13 protein-coding genes are annotated in these 16,101 nt (G+C 57.2%); 2 read left to right on the forward strand and 11 right to left on the reverse strand.

The window, feature by feature from the left end; translation table 11 throughout:
- Nucleotides 1-25: 25 nt before the first annotated feature.
- The 5 genes from secF to queA are packed head-to-tail and all read right to left on the reverse strand — an operon-like array spanning nt 26 to nt 5,460.
- On the reverse strand, nt 26-994 hold the full coding sequence (gene secF, locus LU196_RS02630) for a protein translocase subunit SecF (protein ID WP_232758169.1): 969 nt from the start codon (nt 992-994) through the stop codon (nt 26-28).
- 10 nt (nt 995-1,004) lie between these two features.
- The gene (gene secD, locus LU196_RS02635; protein WP_232758170.1) at nt 1,005-2,852 is read right to left on the reverse strand and encodes a protein translocase subunit SecD; all 1,848 of its coding nucleotides are present in this window, start codon (nt 2,850-2,852) and stop codon (nt 1,005-1,007) included.
- Nucleotides 2,853-2,876: 24 nt separating this feature from the next.
- Nucleotides 2,877-3,209, reverse strand: coding sequence for a preprotein translocase subunit YajC (yajC, locus tag LU196_RS02640; RefSeq protein ID WP_232758171.1), 333 nt, complete (start codon nt 3,207-3,209; stop codon nt 2,877-2,879).
- Between the two features lie 25 nt (nt 3,210-3,234).
- On the reverse strand, nt 3,235-4,359 hold the full coding sequence (gene tgt / locus LU196_RS02645; RefSeq protein ID WP_232758172.1) for a tRNA guanosine(34) transglycosylase Tgt: 1,125 nt from the start codon (nt 4,357-4,359) through the stop codon (nt 3,235-3,237).
- A 30-nt stretch (nt 4,360-4,389) separates the two neighbouring features.
- Nucleotides 4,390-5,460: a tRNA preQ1(34) S-adenosylmethionine ribosyltransferase-isomerase QueA gene (gene queA, locus LU196_RS02650; RefSeq protein WP_232758173.1), complete on the reverse strand. Its 1,071-nt coding sequence runs from the start codon at nt 5,458-5,460 to the stop codon at nt 4,390-4,392.
- Nucleotides 5,461-5,566: 106 nt separating this feature from the next.
- Here queA and LU196_RS02655 point away from each other — a divergent pair, with 106 nt between their 5' ends.
- Nucleotides 5,567-6,148: an ACP phosphodiesterase gene (locus LU196_RS02655; RefSeq protein ID WP_232758174.1), complete on the forward strand. Its 582-nt coding sequence runs from the start codon at nt 5,567-5,569 to the stop codon at nt 6,146-6,148.
- Nucleotides 6,149-6,340: 192 nt separating this feature from the next.
- Complete coding sequence (locus LU196_RS02660; protein WP_232758175.1) at nt 6,341-7,150, forward strand: inositol monophosphatase; 810 nt, start codon at nt 6,341-6,343, stop codon at nt 7,148-7,150.
- A 1,439-nt stretch (nt 7,151-8,589) separates the two neighbouring features.
- Here the strand turns inward: LU196_RS02660 and proY are convergent.
- The 6 genes from proY to phoB form a co-directional block, all read right to left on the reverse strand.
- Complete coding sequence (gene proY / locus LU196_RS02665) at nt 8,590-9,942, reverse strand: proline-specific permease ProY (RefSeq protein WP_232758176.1); 1,353 nt, start codon at nt 9,940-9,942, stop codon at nt 8,590-8,592.
- Between the two features lie 68 nt (nt 9,943-10,010).
- Nucleotides 10,011-11,330 carry a branched-chain amino acid transport system II carrier protein gene (brnQ, locus tag LU196_RS02670; RefSeq protein ID WP_232758177.1) on the reverse strand — a complete coding sequence of 440 codons (1,320 nt, stop codon included), beginning with the start codon at nt 11,328-11,330 and terminating at the stop codon, nt 10,011-10,013.
- Between the two features lie 402 nt (nt 11,331-11,732).
- Complete coding sequence (locus tag LU196_RS02675) at nt 11,733-12,839, reverse strand: cobalamin-independent methionine synthase II family protein (RefSeq protein WP_232758178.1); 1,107 nt, start codon at nt 12,837-12,839, stop codon at nt 11,733-11,735.
- A 148-nt stretch (nt 12,840-12,987) separates the two neighbouring features.
- Complete coding sequence (locus LU196_RS02680) at nt 12,988-13,932, reverse strand: PstS family phosphate ABC transporter substrate-binding protein (RefSeq protein WP_232758179.1); 945 nt, start codon at nt 13,930-13,932, stop codon at nt 12,988-12,990.
- Between the two features lie 18 nt (nt 13,933-13,950).
- A complete protein-coding gene (gene phoR / locus LU196_RS02685) occupies nt 13,951-15,264 on the reverse strand; it encodes a phosphate regulon sensor histidine kinase PhoR (RefSeq protein WP_232758180.1) in 1,314 nt (437 codons plus the stop codon).
- 14 nt (nt 15,265-15,278) lie between these two features.
- Nucleotides 15,279-15,968 (reverse strand): phosphate response regulator transcription factor PhoB, encoded by a 690-nt coding sequence (gene phoB, locus LU196_RS02690; RefSeq protein WP_232758181.1) that lies wholly within the window; start codon nt 15,966-15,968, stop codon nt 15,279-15,281.
- Nucleotides 15,969-16,101 lie beyond the last annotated feature (133 nt).

Genomic DNA, 16,101 nt, shown 5'->3' on the forward strand with positions numbered 1-16,101 from the left:
GCCCGTTTTGATGTTGCCCGAGAGATCAGGGAAGAATAGAAGGCTGATCGGCGCCCTCTTTCTCTACCTTCTGCACCAGCATGTGCTCACGCTTCATACCCAGTTTCAGCGCCAGCGCGGAAGAAACATAGATTGAAGAGATGGTGCCGATAGTGACACCGATCAGCATGGTCAGCGAGAAGCCTTTCAGCAGCGCGCCACCAAAGATGAACAGAATCAGAATCATTGCCAGCGTGGTCAGTGAGGTGATCAGCGTTCGGCTCAGCGTCTGCGTCAGGGACACGTTGGTGATATCGTAAGACGAGCCGCGGCGAATCTTACGGAAGTTCTCACGAATACGGTCCGACACCACGATTTTATCGTTCAGCGAGTAACCGATCACCGACATCAGCGACGCCACAATCGTGAGGTCAATCTCGATGTGGAACAGCGCCAGCAGGCCGCAGGTAATGATGACGTCATGCGCCAGCGCCAGCACGGTGCCCAGCGCCAGACGCCACTCAAAGCGAAAGCCGATGTAGAACAGAATCGCAATCAGCGCCGAGAGCAGTGCCATGGCACCGGCCTGCGCCAAGTCGCTGCCCACGCTGGGGCCCACGAACTCAATACGCTTAACGGTAGCATTTTGCTGCGTGGTTTGGTTGATCGACGCCAGCACTTTACTGCCAAGCTCCTGGCCCGCCGTGCCCGTGGCCGGTGGCATACGCACCATCACGTCACGGCTGCTGCCAAAGTTCTGCACCAGCGGCTCTTCAAAACCCGCCTTCACCAGCCCCTGACGCAGTACGTCCAGATCGGCCGGCTTTTCCAGATTAATTTCAATCACCGTACCACCGGTAAAGTCGAGGCCCCAATTGAAGCCACGCACGCCGATAATGGCGATAGACGCCACGATCAGTAAACCGGAGATGATGAAAGCCAGCGTGTCCCAGCGCATAAAGTCGACGACTTTACGCCCGTGGTTTAGCTGCTCAATACTATATTCCTGTGCCACAACGCACTCCTCAGATAGACAGCTTTTTAATGCGTTTGCCGCCGTAAACCAGGTTAACGATGGCACGGGTGCCGACGATAGCCGTGAACATCGACGTCGCAATACCGATAGCCGTGGTAATCGCAAAGCCTTTGATGGAGCCGGTACCGACCGCATAAAGAATGATGACTTTGATCAGCGTGGTCACGTTGGCATCGACAATACTGGAGAAGGCGCCTTTGTAGCCCTCGTGAATCGCCTGCTGCACCGAACGTCCGTTACGCAACTCTTCTTTAATACGTTCGTTAATCAACACGTTGGCATCTACCGCCACCGCCAGCGTCAGCACAATACCGGCAATGCCCGGCATTGTCAGCGTGGCGCCAGGCAGCAGCGACATGATGCCGACAATCAGTACCAGGTTGCAGAGCAGTGCGCTGGTGGCAATCAGACCGAACTTTTTATAGAACACGACCATGAAGATCACGGACGCAATCAGCCCCCACAGACAGGCTTCAAGCCCCTGCGTGATATTCTGCTGCCCCATGGTTGGACCAATGGTACGTTCTTCAACAATTTGAATCGGCGCAATCAGCGCACCGGCACGCAGCAGCAGTGAAAGCTGGCGCGCTTCATTCGGGTTGTTGATGCCGGTGATGCGGAAGCTGTTGCCCAAGCGAGACTGGATATTGGCGACGTTAATCACCTCTTCCTGCTTCTGCAAAATGGCTCGACCGTTGGCATCTTTCTTACCGCTGTCCTTGTACTCCACAAACAGGGTCGCCATCGGCTTGCCGATATTGTCCTTGGTGAAGTTAGACATGATGTTACCACCGGTGCTGTCCAGCGAGATATTCACCTGCGGCTGGTTGTACTCATCCATGCTGGAGGTGGAGTCCGTGATGTGGTCACCGGTCAGAATCACGCGCTTGTACAGCACAACCGGCTGCCCTTCGCGGGTTTTCTTCACTTCCGAGTCACCCGGCACGCGTCCGCTGGCGGCCGCACCGGGATCAACGGACGTGTTCACCAGGCGGAACTCCAGCGTTGCGGTCGCGCCCAGAATCTCTTTGGCGCGCGCGGTATCCTGGATACCCGGCAGTTCCACCACGATACGGTCTGCACCCTGGCGCTGAACGAGTGGCTCAGCAACGCCCAGTTGGTTAACGCGGTTACGCAGGATCGTAATGTTCTGCTGTACCGCATATTCACGTGCTTCACTCAGACGCGCATCGGTCATCACCGCCCGTAATCCATCGTTGCCTTGGCTACTGATCACCAAATCACGATGACGCGGCGTCAGGTAAGCGATGGCCGCATCGCGGCTCGCGGCGTCGCGGAAGCGCACTTCTACGCCGTAGTTCGCGATTTTATTCACGTTGGTATAGGGAATACTTTTGTCGCGCAGGTCGCTGCGCAGGCTGTCAGCGTTCTGATCTTGCAGCTTGCCCAGTGCCGTATCGACATCCACTTCCATCAGGAAGTGCACGCCACCGCGCAGGTCAAGCCCCAGCTTCATCGGCTCAGCTTTCAGCAGGGTTAACCAGCGCGGCGTGGCCGGTGCGAGGTTAAGCGCCACCACAAAATCTTCACCCAGCGCGCTGGTTAAGGCTTCGCGCGCGCGCAGCTGAACATCGGTATTGTCAAAGCGGGCCAGAATGGCACCGTTTTCCAGCGCGAGGGATTTGCTCTGGATATTGTCCTGTTTCAGGATGGTCTGGATCTGATCCAACGTTTGCTCACTGGCGGCGCCACCGCGCGCACCAGTGATTTGAACGGCCGGATCCTCACCATAAAGGTTTGGAAGCGCATAGAGCAGGCCGACGAGAATCACGACGACCAGCATGATGTACTTCCACAAAGGATAACGGTTTAACACGGCAGTTCCCTTCGGGAAGAAAAATTACAGCGCCTTCATTGTACCTTTCGGCAGAACGGCGGCCACGAAATCACGTTTAATCACTACTTCATTGGTGTCGTTCAGCGCGATGGAGATATAGCCGGTTTCAGCCACTTTCGTTACGCGTCCAACCAGACCCCCGTTGGTCAATACTTCATCACCTTTAGAGATGGAATCCATCAGCTTCTTGTGATCTTTGGCACGTTTCTGCTGCGGACGCAGAATCATGAAATAGAAGATCAGGCCAAACACCACCAGCATGATCACCAGAGTGTAAGGACTTCCCTGCGACGGTGCGCCCGCAGCGGCCACTGCGTCAGAAATGAACAAGCTCATTTAATTTCCCTCATTGATAAAGTTATCAGACGTTTAACGGTGGTACCGCTTTGCCCGTCCGTGTGTAGAACTCGCTAACAAAGTGCTCTAATTTACCCTCTTCGATAGCCTGGCGTAAACCCGCCATCAGCCGCTGGTAATAGCGCAAATTGTGGATGGTGTTGAGGCGTGCACCCAGTATTTCGTTACAGCGATCAAGATGATGCAAGTAAGCGCGCGTGTAATTGCGACAGGTGTAACAATCGCACTCGGCATCCAGCGGCGCGGTGTCATCTTTATATTTGGCATTACGGATCTTCACCACGCCGTCGGTGACGAACAGGTGACCGTTACGGGCATTGCGCGTAGGCATCACGCAGTCAAACATATCGATACCGCGGCGGACGCCTTCCACCAGATCTTCTGGCTTGCCGACACCCATCAAATAACGCGGTTTATCTTGCGGAATTTGTGGACAGACGTGCTCAAGAATACGGTGCATGTCCTCTTTAGGCTCACCCACCGCCAGGCCGCCCACAGCGTACCCATCAAAGCCAATCTCTACCAGACCTTTAACCGAGACATCTCGTAAATCTTCGTAAACGCCGCCCTGAATGATGCCAAACAGCGCATTTTTATTGCCCAGCGCGTCAAAACGATCGCGGCTGCGCTGCGCCCACCGCAGCGACATTTCCATGGAGCGCTTGGCGTAATCCCAGTCAGCAGGATACGGCGTACACTCGTCAAAGATCATCACGATATCGGAGCCGAGATCGTGCTGAATTTCCATGGATTTTTCCGGATCGAGGAAAATTGCGTCGCCATTGATCGGATTGCGGAAGTGCACGCCCGCTTCGGTGATTTTACGAATATCGCCCAAGCTGAAAACCTGGAAACCGCCGGAATCGGTGAGGATCGGCCCCTGCCAGTTCATGAAGTCGTGCAAATCACCGTGCAGCTTCATGATCTCCTGACCCGGACGCAGCCAAAGGTGGAAGGTGTTGCCCAAGAGGATCTGCGCGCCGGTCTCTTTCACTTCCTCCGGCGTCATGCCTTTTACCGTGCCGTAAGTGCCGACCGGCATAAACGCTGGCGTTTCGACGACGCCGCGATCAAAGACCAGACGGCCACGACGTGCGCGGCCATCGGTAGTATCTAATTCAAATTTCAAAGTAACCTCATCAGAAAGACAGTCTGACTTTTATGCCCCAACGGTTTCGTCAGGCGCTTGTGGATTACGGGTGATGTACATGGCATCCCCGTAGCTAAAGAAACGGTACTGCTCTGTCACCGCGCTTTTATACGCCGCCATGGTATGTTTGTACCCGGCAAACGCGGAGACCAGCATAATCAGCGTGGATTCCGGCAAGTGGAAATTGGTGATGAGCGCATCCACCACCTGATAGTGATAGCCCGGATAGATAAAGATTTGGGTATCATCAAAAAATGGCGCAATCAGCGCGTCTTCACAGGCCTTGGCCGCGCTCTCCAGCGAACGTACCGACGTGGTGCCCACCGCGACCACCTTGTTGCCGCGTGCTTTACACGCCAGCACCGCATCTACGACCTCTTGCGGCACTTCGGCATATTCAGAGTGCATGATGTGATCGTTGATGTTTTCCACGCGCACCGGCTGAAACGTCCCTGCGCCAACGTGCAGCGTGACAAATGCCATTTCTACCCCTTTGGCGCGCAAGGCCGCGAGCAGCGGCTCGTCGAAATGCAGGCCGGCGGTGGGTGCCGCGACCGCGCCGGGACGCTCGCTGTAAACGGTTTGGTAGAGCTCGCGGTCCGCCTCTTCATCTGGGCGATCGATATAAGGTGGCAGCGGCATGTGCCCGACGCTGTTGAGAATATCCAGCACCGCGCGATCGTCCTCGAACGCAATTTCAAACAGCGCATCGTGGCGCGCCACCATGGTGGCTTTCACGCTCTCATCGTCACCCAACAGCAGTTCGGTACCCGGCTTGGGGGCTTTTGAGGCGCGCACGTGCGCCAACACGCGCTTGTCGTCCAGCATGCGCTCAACCAGCATTTCGATTTTTCCGCCGCTGGCTTTACGGCCATAGACGCGGGCCGGAATCACACGGGTATTGTTGAACACCAGCAGGTCGCCCGGCTTGAGTTTGTCCAGGACATCGGTAAACACGCCGTGATTCAGCGCGCCCGTTGGGCCATCAAGCGACAGCAGACGACAGCCGCTGCGCTGCGCCTGCGGGTAGTGAGCAATCAAAGATTCCGGTAAGTCAAAAGCAAAATCGGCAACACGCATGGTTCACTTCTTTTCTGGACGCAAAAAACAGGCGGCACAGTTTAGCTGAAAAGTGGACAATTCTGAACAACTGGCTGCGCTGACCCGATTCTGCCTATAATACCGCATGAATTTTCTCGCTCACTTACACCTTGCCCACCTGGCGAACAGTTCACTGCTGGGCAACCTCATGGCCGACTTCGTGCGCGGCAACGTCGCGACGCAGTGGCCCGATGCGGTGGTCGCAGGCATCGCCATGCATCGCCGCCTTGACGTCCTGACCGATAACCTGCCAGAAGTGCGTACCGCCCGTGCCTTTTTCCGCGACGAAACGCGCCGCGTTGCGCCTATTACGCTGGATGTTATCTGGGATCACTTTCTCGCGCGGCACTGGAACACCCTGCATCCCACGCAGTCGCTGTCGGCATTTTCCGCCGCTGCCGAGCGCGCCATCGTGCCGCATTTAGCCGGGGCGCCCGAAGGCTTTGTGGAACTGAATGCCGTGATGTGGCGCGAGCGCTGGTTCGAGCACTACGCGGATCCTGCTCGTCTGGAACGCGTGTTAAACGGCATGGCACATCGCCGCCCGCGCCTTGCCGCGCTGCGCGACTCCTATCAAGATTTTGTTGATCACTACGCGCAGCTGGAGCCGCTGTTTTTCCAGTTTTACCCGCGCCTGATGGACGCCGCACGCGCACAGTTACTGTGATTGCCTGCGTGGTGCTGCGCCCTGTACGGATTGGCTAAAAACGCACCCATTGCACAGCGCCACGGCTTGTCAGCCCAGCCTATTTCCGGCTTAATAAGCCTGGCTTAACTTTTGTAACCGCTCTCATCGCGTAACGCCGCATTTCACGGCGTTTTTCCTCTGCCCTTTAGCTGACAATCATTAGAGGTAAAGATGTCATCTGCCACGCTTACTGAACTTGATGCGCGTTATCATTTTGCGTGCGACGTCGCCAAAACCGCAGCCAGCCGCGCGCTGTCCTGGTATCAGCAGCGTCATCAATTGGTGGTTGAGCATAAAAAGCATCTGCAGGACGTGGTCAGCGAAGCCGATCGCAACGTGGAAGCGCTGGTGAAGCATCTTATTCATGAGCGTTTTCCTGAAGATGCAGTGCGCGGTGAAGAGAGCGGGGGCGAGATTGCCGGGGCGCGCTTTATCTGGGTTATCGATCCCATTGACGGCACCAGCAGCTTCGTCAATGGCCTGCATAACTGGTGCGTGGCGCTGGCGATTGTGTGTGAGGATGAACCGGTCATTGGCGTGGTATGCGACCCAAATCACCATGAAACTTTTCACGCCTGTCGCGGTAAAGGTGCCTGGGTCAATGATACCCGTATCCAGGCCCATAGCGCGCAGGCGCTGAATCAGGGCGTACTGGGCGTTAGCAGCTCCAATAGCCAGCCCGCCGAGGCGTTTATCACGTTAATCAGCGGCCTGCTGGCACAGGGCGGCATGTTTATCCGTAACGGCTCCGGGGCGCTGATGAGCGCCTGGGCGGCCGCCGGTCGCCTGATTGGCTATTACGAAGCGCATATGCATCCGTGGGACGGCTTACCCGGCATTGTGCTGATGCGCGAAGCGGGGGGATGCACCAACGACTACCTGATTCACGCAGGTCTACAGAACGGCAATCCGGTGCTGCTCGCAAACGCTGTGCTTTATCCGCAGCTTAAGGCCCTTCTTCCCGATCACCCCTCGCTCTAGCGCTGCCGCATGCGAAAGGCCCACTGATTGCTCGGCGGGCCTTTCAGGTCATGCATAAGCGTCCATCACCGTTTTTACACGTGCATCTGAGGTTTTTCTCTTTTTTGCGCAGAGCCTTGGCCCGGCGCAAAACTGCGGTATGCTTTCCCGGTCAATCATCCCCTTAGTGGTATATTTTTGTTTCTTTGCTTTTTTTCGGCGACAGGATGCGCCGATTATTTTTTCGGGATACCGTTTTGATGGCCGCTGGCAGCGGGTAGGTTCGCCGCAGTGCCACCGGCCGTGGCGGGGCTTCAGCCGCAGGCAGCGGCAGTTGCTTTCTCGCTGGCGCGGTGCACGGTGCTGCTTTCGTTCGCCACAGGCTGTGGCAGGTGCCTTTGCCGCGCTGCGGCGACCGAGCAGAGGGCGCCAGGCCGCGCCCTCTGCACTCCCCGGCCCTGCGCCAGCCCCGCTCGCCGCTGCGCGGTGCCTTCACTCCCTCAGCCTTCCTGACGGACCGGCGTCGATTCGCTCCTGCTCAACGCCGCCTCTCGCGGCATCCATGCCGCTCGCCCTGGAAGCCTTCACTCGTTCAGCGAGTGGGGATGGCGCTTCACAACCCCCGCTGTAGGTCTTTTATTTTTTGTAGCGACCGCGCGGCGGTAAGATTTTTAAGGTGCATCCGCACCGCGCGGTGTTAAGCAAACCTCTTTCATGTTTTTTGTCTTCAGGTGCCAGTGCGTGGCGGTAAGATTTTTAAGGCGCCTTCAGACTGCGCGGCGTTAAGCAAACCTCTTTCATGCTTTTTGTCTTCAGGTGCCAGTGCGTGGCGGTAAGATTTTTAAGGTGCATTCACACTGCGCGGCGTTAAACAAAATCCTTTTTTCGCGTTTCTTGTCTTTAGACGCCAGCACGTGGCTGAACGATTTTTAAGTACCATCCCGTCCGCGCGGTATTAATCAGAAGCCGTATCTAGCTTGTGTCTACTGTCTTCTGTCTTTTTCAGCCAGCCACTGTCTGTGCAGACCTGCTTACAGCCATACAGACAACACCAGACACAAAAAAAGAAAAAGGCTCTTAAAGGCGAGGTTTGTTGCGCCATCCGGAGCGCCGAACGGAGCGTGACGGCCAGGACGAAGCGGCATGGATGCCGCTGAGAGCGCGGAATGAGCCAGGGATGGCGAATCCGCGCGGTCCGTGAGGCTGGCGCGGCGGAGTGAGGGAACAGCGGAGGCTGGCGCAGGGCGCGGATTGCAAAGGGCCGCGCCCATCGGCCCTTTGCCCGTACGCCGCAGCGGGGTGGCTGGAACTCCCGCAGGGTTAGCGGGCGGAACCCGCTCAGGGTTCGGTAAAAACCGGCTGAGCGGTCGGAACCCGCGCAGAATCAGGCCAGCGCAGCGGTCAACGCGCGAGCCCGCGCAACTAAAAACCGGCTTGAGCGGGCCGGAACCCGCTCACTCTCACACCTTGCGCTTAACCCACGGCCATGCCAGCAGCAGCACCGCGATCCACGCAAATCCGACGTACAGCGACACGCGGGTGTCAGGGAAATAACCGATCAGTCCGATAATAAACGCCAGAAACGCGACGCCAACCCACGCCGTGGCGCTGCCACCCGGCAGAGCAAACTGCAGCTTGCCCGACTCAGCTTTGCCAATCTTGCGGCGGAAGGCAATTTGCGACAGCAGAATCATAATCCACACCCACACGGTCGCGAAGGTGGCAAGCGACGCGATGACAAGGAACACTTTTTCCGGCATCAGGTAGTTGAGGTAAACCGCGATAAGCATGGCCACCATCATGACCACTACCGTGACCCACGGAATACCGCGCGCAGATACCTTCTGGAACACCTTCGGCGCGTGGCCCTGCTGCGCCATACCGTGCAGCATGCGTCCCACGCCAAACACATCGCTATTGATCGCTGAAAGTGAGGCCGTTAGCACGACAAAATTCAGAATTGAAGCGGCGGCGGCAATCCCCAGATGCTGGAAGGTCAGCACAAATGGGCTACCGGCAGTGCCGACCTGATTCCACGGATAGATCGACATAATCACAAACAGCGTACCAACGTAAAACACCAGAATACGCAGCGGCACGGAATTAATGGCGCGCGGAATCGATTTGGCGGGCTCCTCCGCTTCGCCGGCAGTGATGCCGATGATCTCAATCCCGCCGTAAGCAAACATCACCATCTGTAACGACAGCAGCATGCCCACAATCCCGTGCGCAAAGAAGCCGCCCTGCGTCCACAGGTTATGAATGCCGGTGGGCTGCCCCCCGTTGCCAATACCCCAAAAAATCATGCCAAATCCGGCCAGGATCATGGTGATAATGGTGGCCACTTTAAAGAAGGAGAACCAAAATTCCACTTCCCCAAACACCTTCACGCTCATCAGGTTGATCGCGCCGATAATCAGCACCACCGACAGCACCCAAATCCAGTGCGGCACGTCCGGGAACCAGACGCTCATATAGATGCCAAAGGCGGTGACATCGGCAATCGCCACAATCAAAATTTCAAAGCAGTAGGTCCAGCCTGTGATGTAGCCTGCCAGCGGGCCGAGGTAGTCCTGGGCATAGCGCGAGAACGAACTGGCCTGGGGGTTGTTCACCGACATCTCGCCCAGTGCGCGCATAATAATGTAGGCCACTGCACCGCCGATGATATAGGCCAGCAGCACGCTCGGCCCGGCCATTTTTATCGCGTCGGCAGAGCCATAAAACAGGCCGGTCCCGATGGCGGATCCCAACGCCATAAAACGGATGTGGCGCGTGCTCAATCCACGTTTGAGCTTGTTGGTTTCTTGCATAACACCTATAACCTGGTCAATGAAAAAACCACGGGCAAGCCCGTGGTTAAAAGTAACAGCCGTGTCGCTTACTGATGAACGGCGACGCGTTCACGCCCTTTAGCGCGATCAACCAGCGCCGCAACGACCAGCATCGCCAGCGAAGGCGGCAACCACGACAGTCCCTGATCGGCCAGCGGTAAGTGCTGACTAAACAGCGGCAGCACCGCTTTAAAGCTGGTGGTTTTCACTGCATCAATGATACCGAACAGCAGGCTTACCAACATGGTCGGCGCAATGATGCGCGTGCTTTTATGCCACCATTTCAGCGTAAAGCTCAATACCACCAGCACGATACACGGCGGATAAATCGCCGTCAGCACCGGAATAGAAATCTGGATCAGATGGCTCAGACCGAGGTTAGAGACCACCATTGAGAACAGACCTAAAACAAAGACCAGCGCTTTATACGACAATGGCAGGTATTGCGCAAAAAATTCCGCACAGGCGCAGGTTAAGCCCACTGCCGTTACCATGCAGGCAACAAAGATCAGTGCGGCAAGGAAGGTGCTGCCCATACCGCCAAAAGAGTGCTGCACGTAGGCATGCAAAATGGCGGCGCCGTTGGCATTTTGATCCACGATTGCGCCGCTGCCCGATCCCAGCTTAAACAAGCTGAGATACACCAGCGTCAGACCGACGCCGGCGATAATGCCCGCCAGCATGGTGTAACGCGTCAGCAGTTTGGCATCTTCAACGCCGCGCGAACGCGCCGCATTCACGATAACAATACCAAATACCAGCGCACCCAAGGTGTCCATGGTGAGATAGCCATTCACAAAACCGCTGGAGAAAGCGGCACGCTGATAATCCGCCGCGGCCGGTGAAATCCCGCCAGCAGGCCACAGCAGCGCCGCGACGCCCAGAATGGTCAGCGCCACGATTTTCAGCGGGGCCAGAACGTGTCCAACCGTGTCCAGCAGTTTGCCGGGATAAAGCGAAATACCGATAACCAGCGCGAAGTAGATCAGACTGTAGACAAACAGCGGCAGCGCGCCATCGCCGGTCAGCGGGGCAATGCCCACTTCGAACGAAACGGTAGCGGTGCGCGGCGTCGCGAACAGCGGCCCTACCGCGAGATAACACACGGTGGCCAGCAGTAATCCGGCCGCCTTGCCAATCGGCGAACTCAGCGCGTCAATGCCGCCGCCCACGCGCGCCAGCGCGATAACGGTCATGACCGGCAGGCCGACCGCGGTGATCAGAAAGCCCAGTGCGGCTACCCAGACGTGTTCGCCTGACTGTATGCCGACCATGGGAGGAAAAATGATGTTGCCAGCGCCGACAAACAGGGCAAACGTCATAAAGCCCAGCGCCAGGATATCCTTGGAGGTTAAACGATGTGTCATAAACGTCTGTACTGCCTGTAGCTGATGGTGCGGTGGAAGTTGAGTTTGTGTTGTCCTCTGCATGCGCGAATACAGCGGCTTGTCTGATGAGATCAGCGTGTTGTGCGGGCCAAATCGGTACAGCGCAGGTGATTTAAACGGCTTTTCTTCTGTTCGCAGAGGGATAAATCGACAACGGCGCAAATTAAAACGTTTATAGCGAAGAAAGGCAATACGGGATCGAAAAACCAGAAGGTTATGCCAACAAAGTCGGTGAGGAGAGTGATATAGGCGGAATTAGCGCGGAAATGCCTCAGATGATTTGCTTAAAGTTTCCGCGCGCCAACATTATTCTTTGCAAATTACACTTGCCGGGCGCACAAAGGGCGCGTTTTACACGCCTGTGCGCACAGATTTACAGCCTTACCACACCTGTTGCGCCACCTCGACCACCAGACGAATCTTCTGCCACTGCTGCGCCTCGCTCAGGCTATTGCCCTCTTCTGTTGAAGCGAAGCCGCACTGCGGACTGAGGCAGATCTGGCTGAGATCGATGTACTGCGCCGCCTCTTGCAAACGCGCCTTGACTTGTTCAACCGCCTCCAGCTCGCCCGTTTTGGTGGTGATCAGTCCCAATACCGCCTGCTGGTGGCCGGGTTTGATAAAGCGCAGCGGCTCAAAGCCCCCGGCGCGTTCGTTGTCATATTCAAGGAAGAACGCATCCACGTTGACGCTGCCAAACAGGATCTCGGCCACCGGCTCATAGCCGCCTTCAGAAATCCAGGTAGAGCGGAAATTACCGCGACACACGTGCAGACCCACGGTGAGGTCGGCGGGTTTATCCGCTAGCGCGGCGTTAAGGACCTTGGCATAGATGCGCGCCAGCGCCTGCGGGTCGTCGCCGCGCGCACGGATCTGCTGTTGCTGCTCGGTTGAACACAAGTAGGCCCACACCGTGTCGTCCAGCTGCAGGTAACGGCAGCCAATCGCGTAAAAGGCCTGGATGGCATCTTTATAGGTCTGCGCCAGATCGGCGAAGTAAACGTCCAAATCGGGATAGACCGTTGCGTCTATCACCTGACGTCCCCCTCGGAAGTGCAGCACACTTGGGCTGGGAATGGTCATTTTTGCCACTGCGTCACCGGCAACGCTTTGCAGAAAGCGGAAATGGTCCAGCATCGGGTGCTGCGGGTTAAACGCCACTTTTCCGGTGACTTTTACGCCGTGCGCTTTCGTTTGTACGCCGTTGAACTGAATGCCCTGCTCCGCCTCAAACAGCTCGACGCCCTGCAGATCGCCAAAAAAGTCGAAGTGCCACCAGGCGCGGCGAAATTCGCCGTCAGTGACCACCTGCAGGCCGTTGGTACGCTGCTGTTCCACCACGTGACGGATGGCGTCATCTTCCACCTGACGCAGCTGGTCCGCCGTAATCTCTCCTGAGGCATACTGCTCACGCGCCAGCTTGAGCGGCGCGGGGCGCAAGAAACTGCCGACGGTATCGGCACGGAAAGGGGCTGTATTGCGTTGCATGCTCAATCACTCCTGCTGCAGGCTTGGTTGCGGCGGGAAATCATTTCACCGCGTTATTTAAGCCATCTGGACGTCTATATGTCCAGCAAGAGTGTCATGCAGGTGGATGCGGTGCAAGTGAAAAACGTTCAGCGATAGTGAAGAATTTTCACGGTATGTTGACCACCGGGTTGCCGGTGAGCGCTGCGCGCGCCTGCGCCATCTGCCGATCCGACAGCGGGACGTAACCTGCTTCCGCCACGCGGCGCTGTCCCTGCGGTGAGAGCGCCTGTTCAAGAAAAGCCGCTACCCGCGGCGGCAGCGCTTTGCCCGGCGGTTTATTGACGTAAATATAGAGCGGACGCGCCCACGGGTAACGCCCGCTGCGAATCGAGGCTTCATCAGGCATGACGCTGTCGCCCTGCGCGGTGGCAATCGGCAGTACCTTTACGCCGCTAAGATGAAAACCAAAGCTGGCATAACCAATACTTTGCGGGGTTGCCGCCACCGCCTGCACCACGGCGGCGGAGCCAGGAAACTCGGCGACGTCGGCGCGGAAATCGCCTTTGCACAGCGCCTGCTGCTTAAAGAACCCCCACGTGCCTGAGGCGGAATTGCGGCCAAAGCGCTGGATGCTGCGCGTGGCCCACGGACGCTGGCTGACACCCAAATCGCCCCAGGTTTGCGGCACGCGATGGGCGCCGCACAGGCGAGTGATGGAAAACAGCGCATCAAGCTGCGGCTGGCTGATTTGAGAAAGCGGGTTATCCTGATTCACCACCACCACCAGCGCATCCATTGCGACCGGCACTGCCAGCGGTGGATAGCCATAGCGTGCGATAAAAAGCTGGCGTTCATCACTCTGCATCGGTCGACTCATGGCACCGAGCTGCGCGGCGCCGGCCGCCAGCGCGGTAGGCGCCGTTGAGGAGCCCGCCGCCTGAACCTGCACATTTACGCCCGGCGATTGTTGGCTGAAATCCTCACCCCACAGCGTCATCAAATAGCCCAGCGTATCGGATCCCACGCTGCTGAGATTCCCCGCCAGCAGCGGTTGTTGGCCCTGCGCGAGCGCAGAACATAGCATTAGTGTCAACAACAGCAGCGATTTCATGGACGGGTCCCGTGGCGTTTAGTGCGCCACATTCTCGCGGATCCCCTTTGCGACAATCAACCGCGACGGCAGCACAAAGCTAAAACAGGTCTCCTGATGGGGGATGCTGGTGATCTCCAGCCGCGCACCGTGGTGGCTCAAAGCGTGTTTGACGATAGCCAATCCCAATCCACTGCCGCCGGTGGCGCGGGAGCGCGCTTTATCCACGCGATAGAAACGCTCGGTGAGGCGCGGCAGATGCTCTTCGCTGATGCCCGGTCCATTGTCACACACCTTGAACTGCGCGCCCGCTTTGGTGCGTAGCCAGCTGATATCCAACCGCGTGCCTTCTGGCGTGTGGTTCACCGCGTTATACACCAGGTTCGACAGGGCACTGCGCAGCTGTTCATCGTTGCCGTACACGCTGAGATGCGGATCGGTATGGAAATGAATACTGTGGCGTCCCTGACTGAGGGTTTCAGCTTCGCGCTGCAGCAGCAGCAGCATGGTTGGCACATCCACCACCTCGGTGAGGTTCAGCGCGGGCGCCGCCTCAATGCGTGACAGCGTCAGCAGCTGTTTCACCAGGCTGTCCATGCGGCGCGTCTGCTCCTGCATGGTTTGCAGGGCCTTGTCGCGGGTGCGCGCCTGCATCTCCGCGTCGGTCATCATTTCCAAATAGCCTTGCAACACCGTGAGCGGCGTGCGCAGCTCGTGGCTGACGTTGGCGAAAAAATTGCGGCGTGCGCCTTCGAGCTGATGCATCTGCGTCACATCACGCGCCACCATCAGCCACTGGCCTTCGCTGTAGGGCATGACGCGGAACTCCATGTGATGCTGATTGTTCAGCACCAGCGTCAGCGGCTTGTCAAAAAGACGCTGGCGAATGTAGCGGGAAAATTCAGGATAGCGCAGCAGGTTGAGGATATTTTGCCCGTTATCTTCCGGCCAGCGCAGGCCAAGGTGCTGCTGTGCCAGGCCATTGCACCAGAAAATCGTGCCCTCTTCGGTGGTGAGCACCACCGCATCCGGCAAGGACTCCGCGCCGCTGCGAAAGCGCTTGATCAGATGACCCAGTTCGCGGCGACGGCGGCGATTGCGCAGCTGCATTTGGTACAGACCATAAAACAGCGGCTCCCAGCTGCCGCGCCCGGTGGGCGGCGTCATTGAGCGATCCACCCACAGCCAGTGCGACAGGCGCATCAGGTTTCTGAAATGCCAAAACAACGTGCCGGACACCGCGATAAGCAGCATCCAGGGGAGATAACCGAACAACAGACCCAGCACCAGCGCGGGCAAACAGACCAGCGCCAGCTCGGTCAACAATCTCTTCCAGGAGAGTCGTTCCAGCACGGTAAAAACTCCGTTTAGTAGCGGGCAGAGAAACGATAACCTGTTCCGCGAACGGTTTGTACCATACGATCGTGCCCGGACACTTCCAGCGCCTTGCGCAAACGACGGATATGCACGTCAACGGTGCGATCTTCCACGTAGACATTGGTGCCCCAGACGTGGTTCAGCAGCTGTTCACGGCTGTAAACGCGCTCCGGGTGCGTCATAAAGAAATGCAGCAGTTTATATTCGGTTGGGCCCATTTCCAGCGGCGTGCTTTCTGACATCACGCGGTGCGATGAGGGATCAAGGCTCAACCCCTGCATTTCAATCACCTCTTCCACCGCCATCGGCGAAATACGGCGCATGACCGCTTTGATGCGCGCCATCAGCTCCTTGGGCGAAAACGGTTTGGTGATGTAATCATCCGCGCCCACTTCCAGACCGCGCACGCGATCTTCCTCTTCGCCGCGCGCCGTCAGCATCATCACCGGGATATCCCGCGTCATGGCCTCGCGCTTGAGATGCTTGATGAATTGGATGCCGCTGCCGCCCGGTAACATCCAGTCCAGCAGAATCAAATCAGGCCAAGGTTCGATCAGCTTGTTGATGGCGCTGTCATAATCCTCTGCCTCGATCGGCTGGTAGTCATTTTGCTCCAGCACGAAACATAACATTTCACGGATGGGAGCTTCGTCTTCCACAACCAAAATGCGCTTAGCCATTGTTACTCCTGCTTATGTGACAGCGTTGTCACTCGGATTTGCGGCGTCATTATGCGTCACTTTTATGACACTTTTATGAAAAACCACCCCCCGGAGAAAGCGAGATAAAACAGAAATGTGACAAGGTCATGCG

Source organism: Pantoea sp. Mb-10, assembly GCF_021272205.1.
Classification (GTDB): domain Bacteria; phylum Pseudomonadota; class Gammaproteobacteria; order Enterobacterales; family Enterobacteriaceae; genus Pantoea.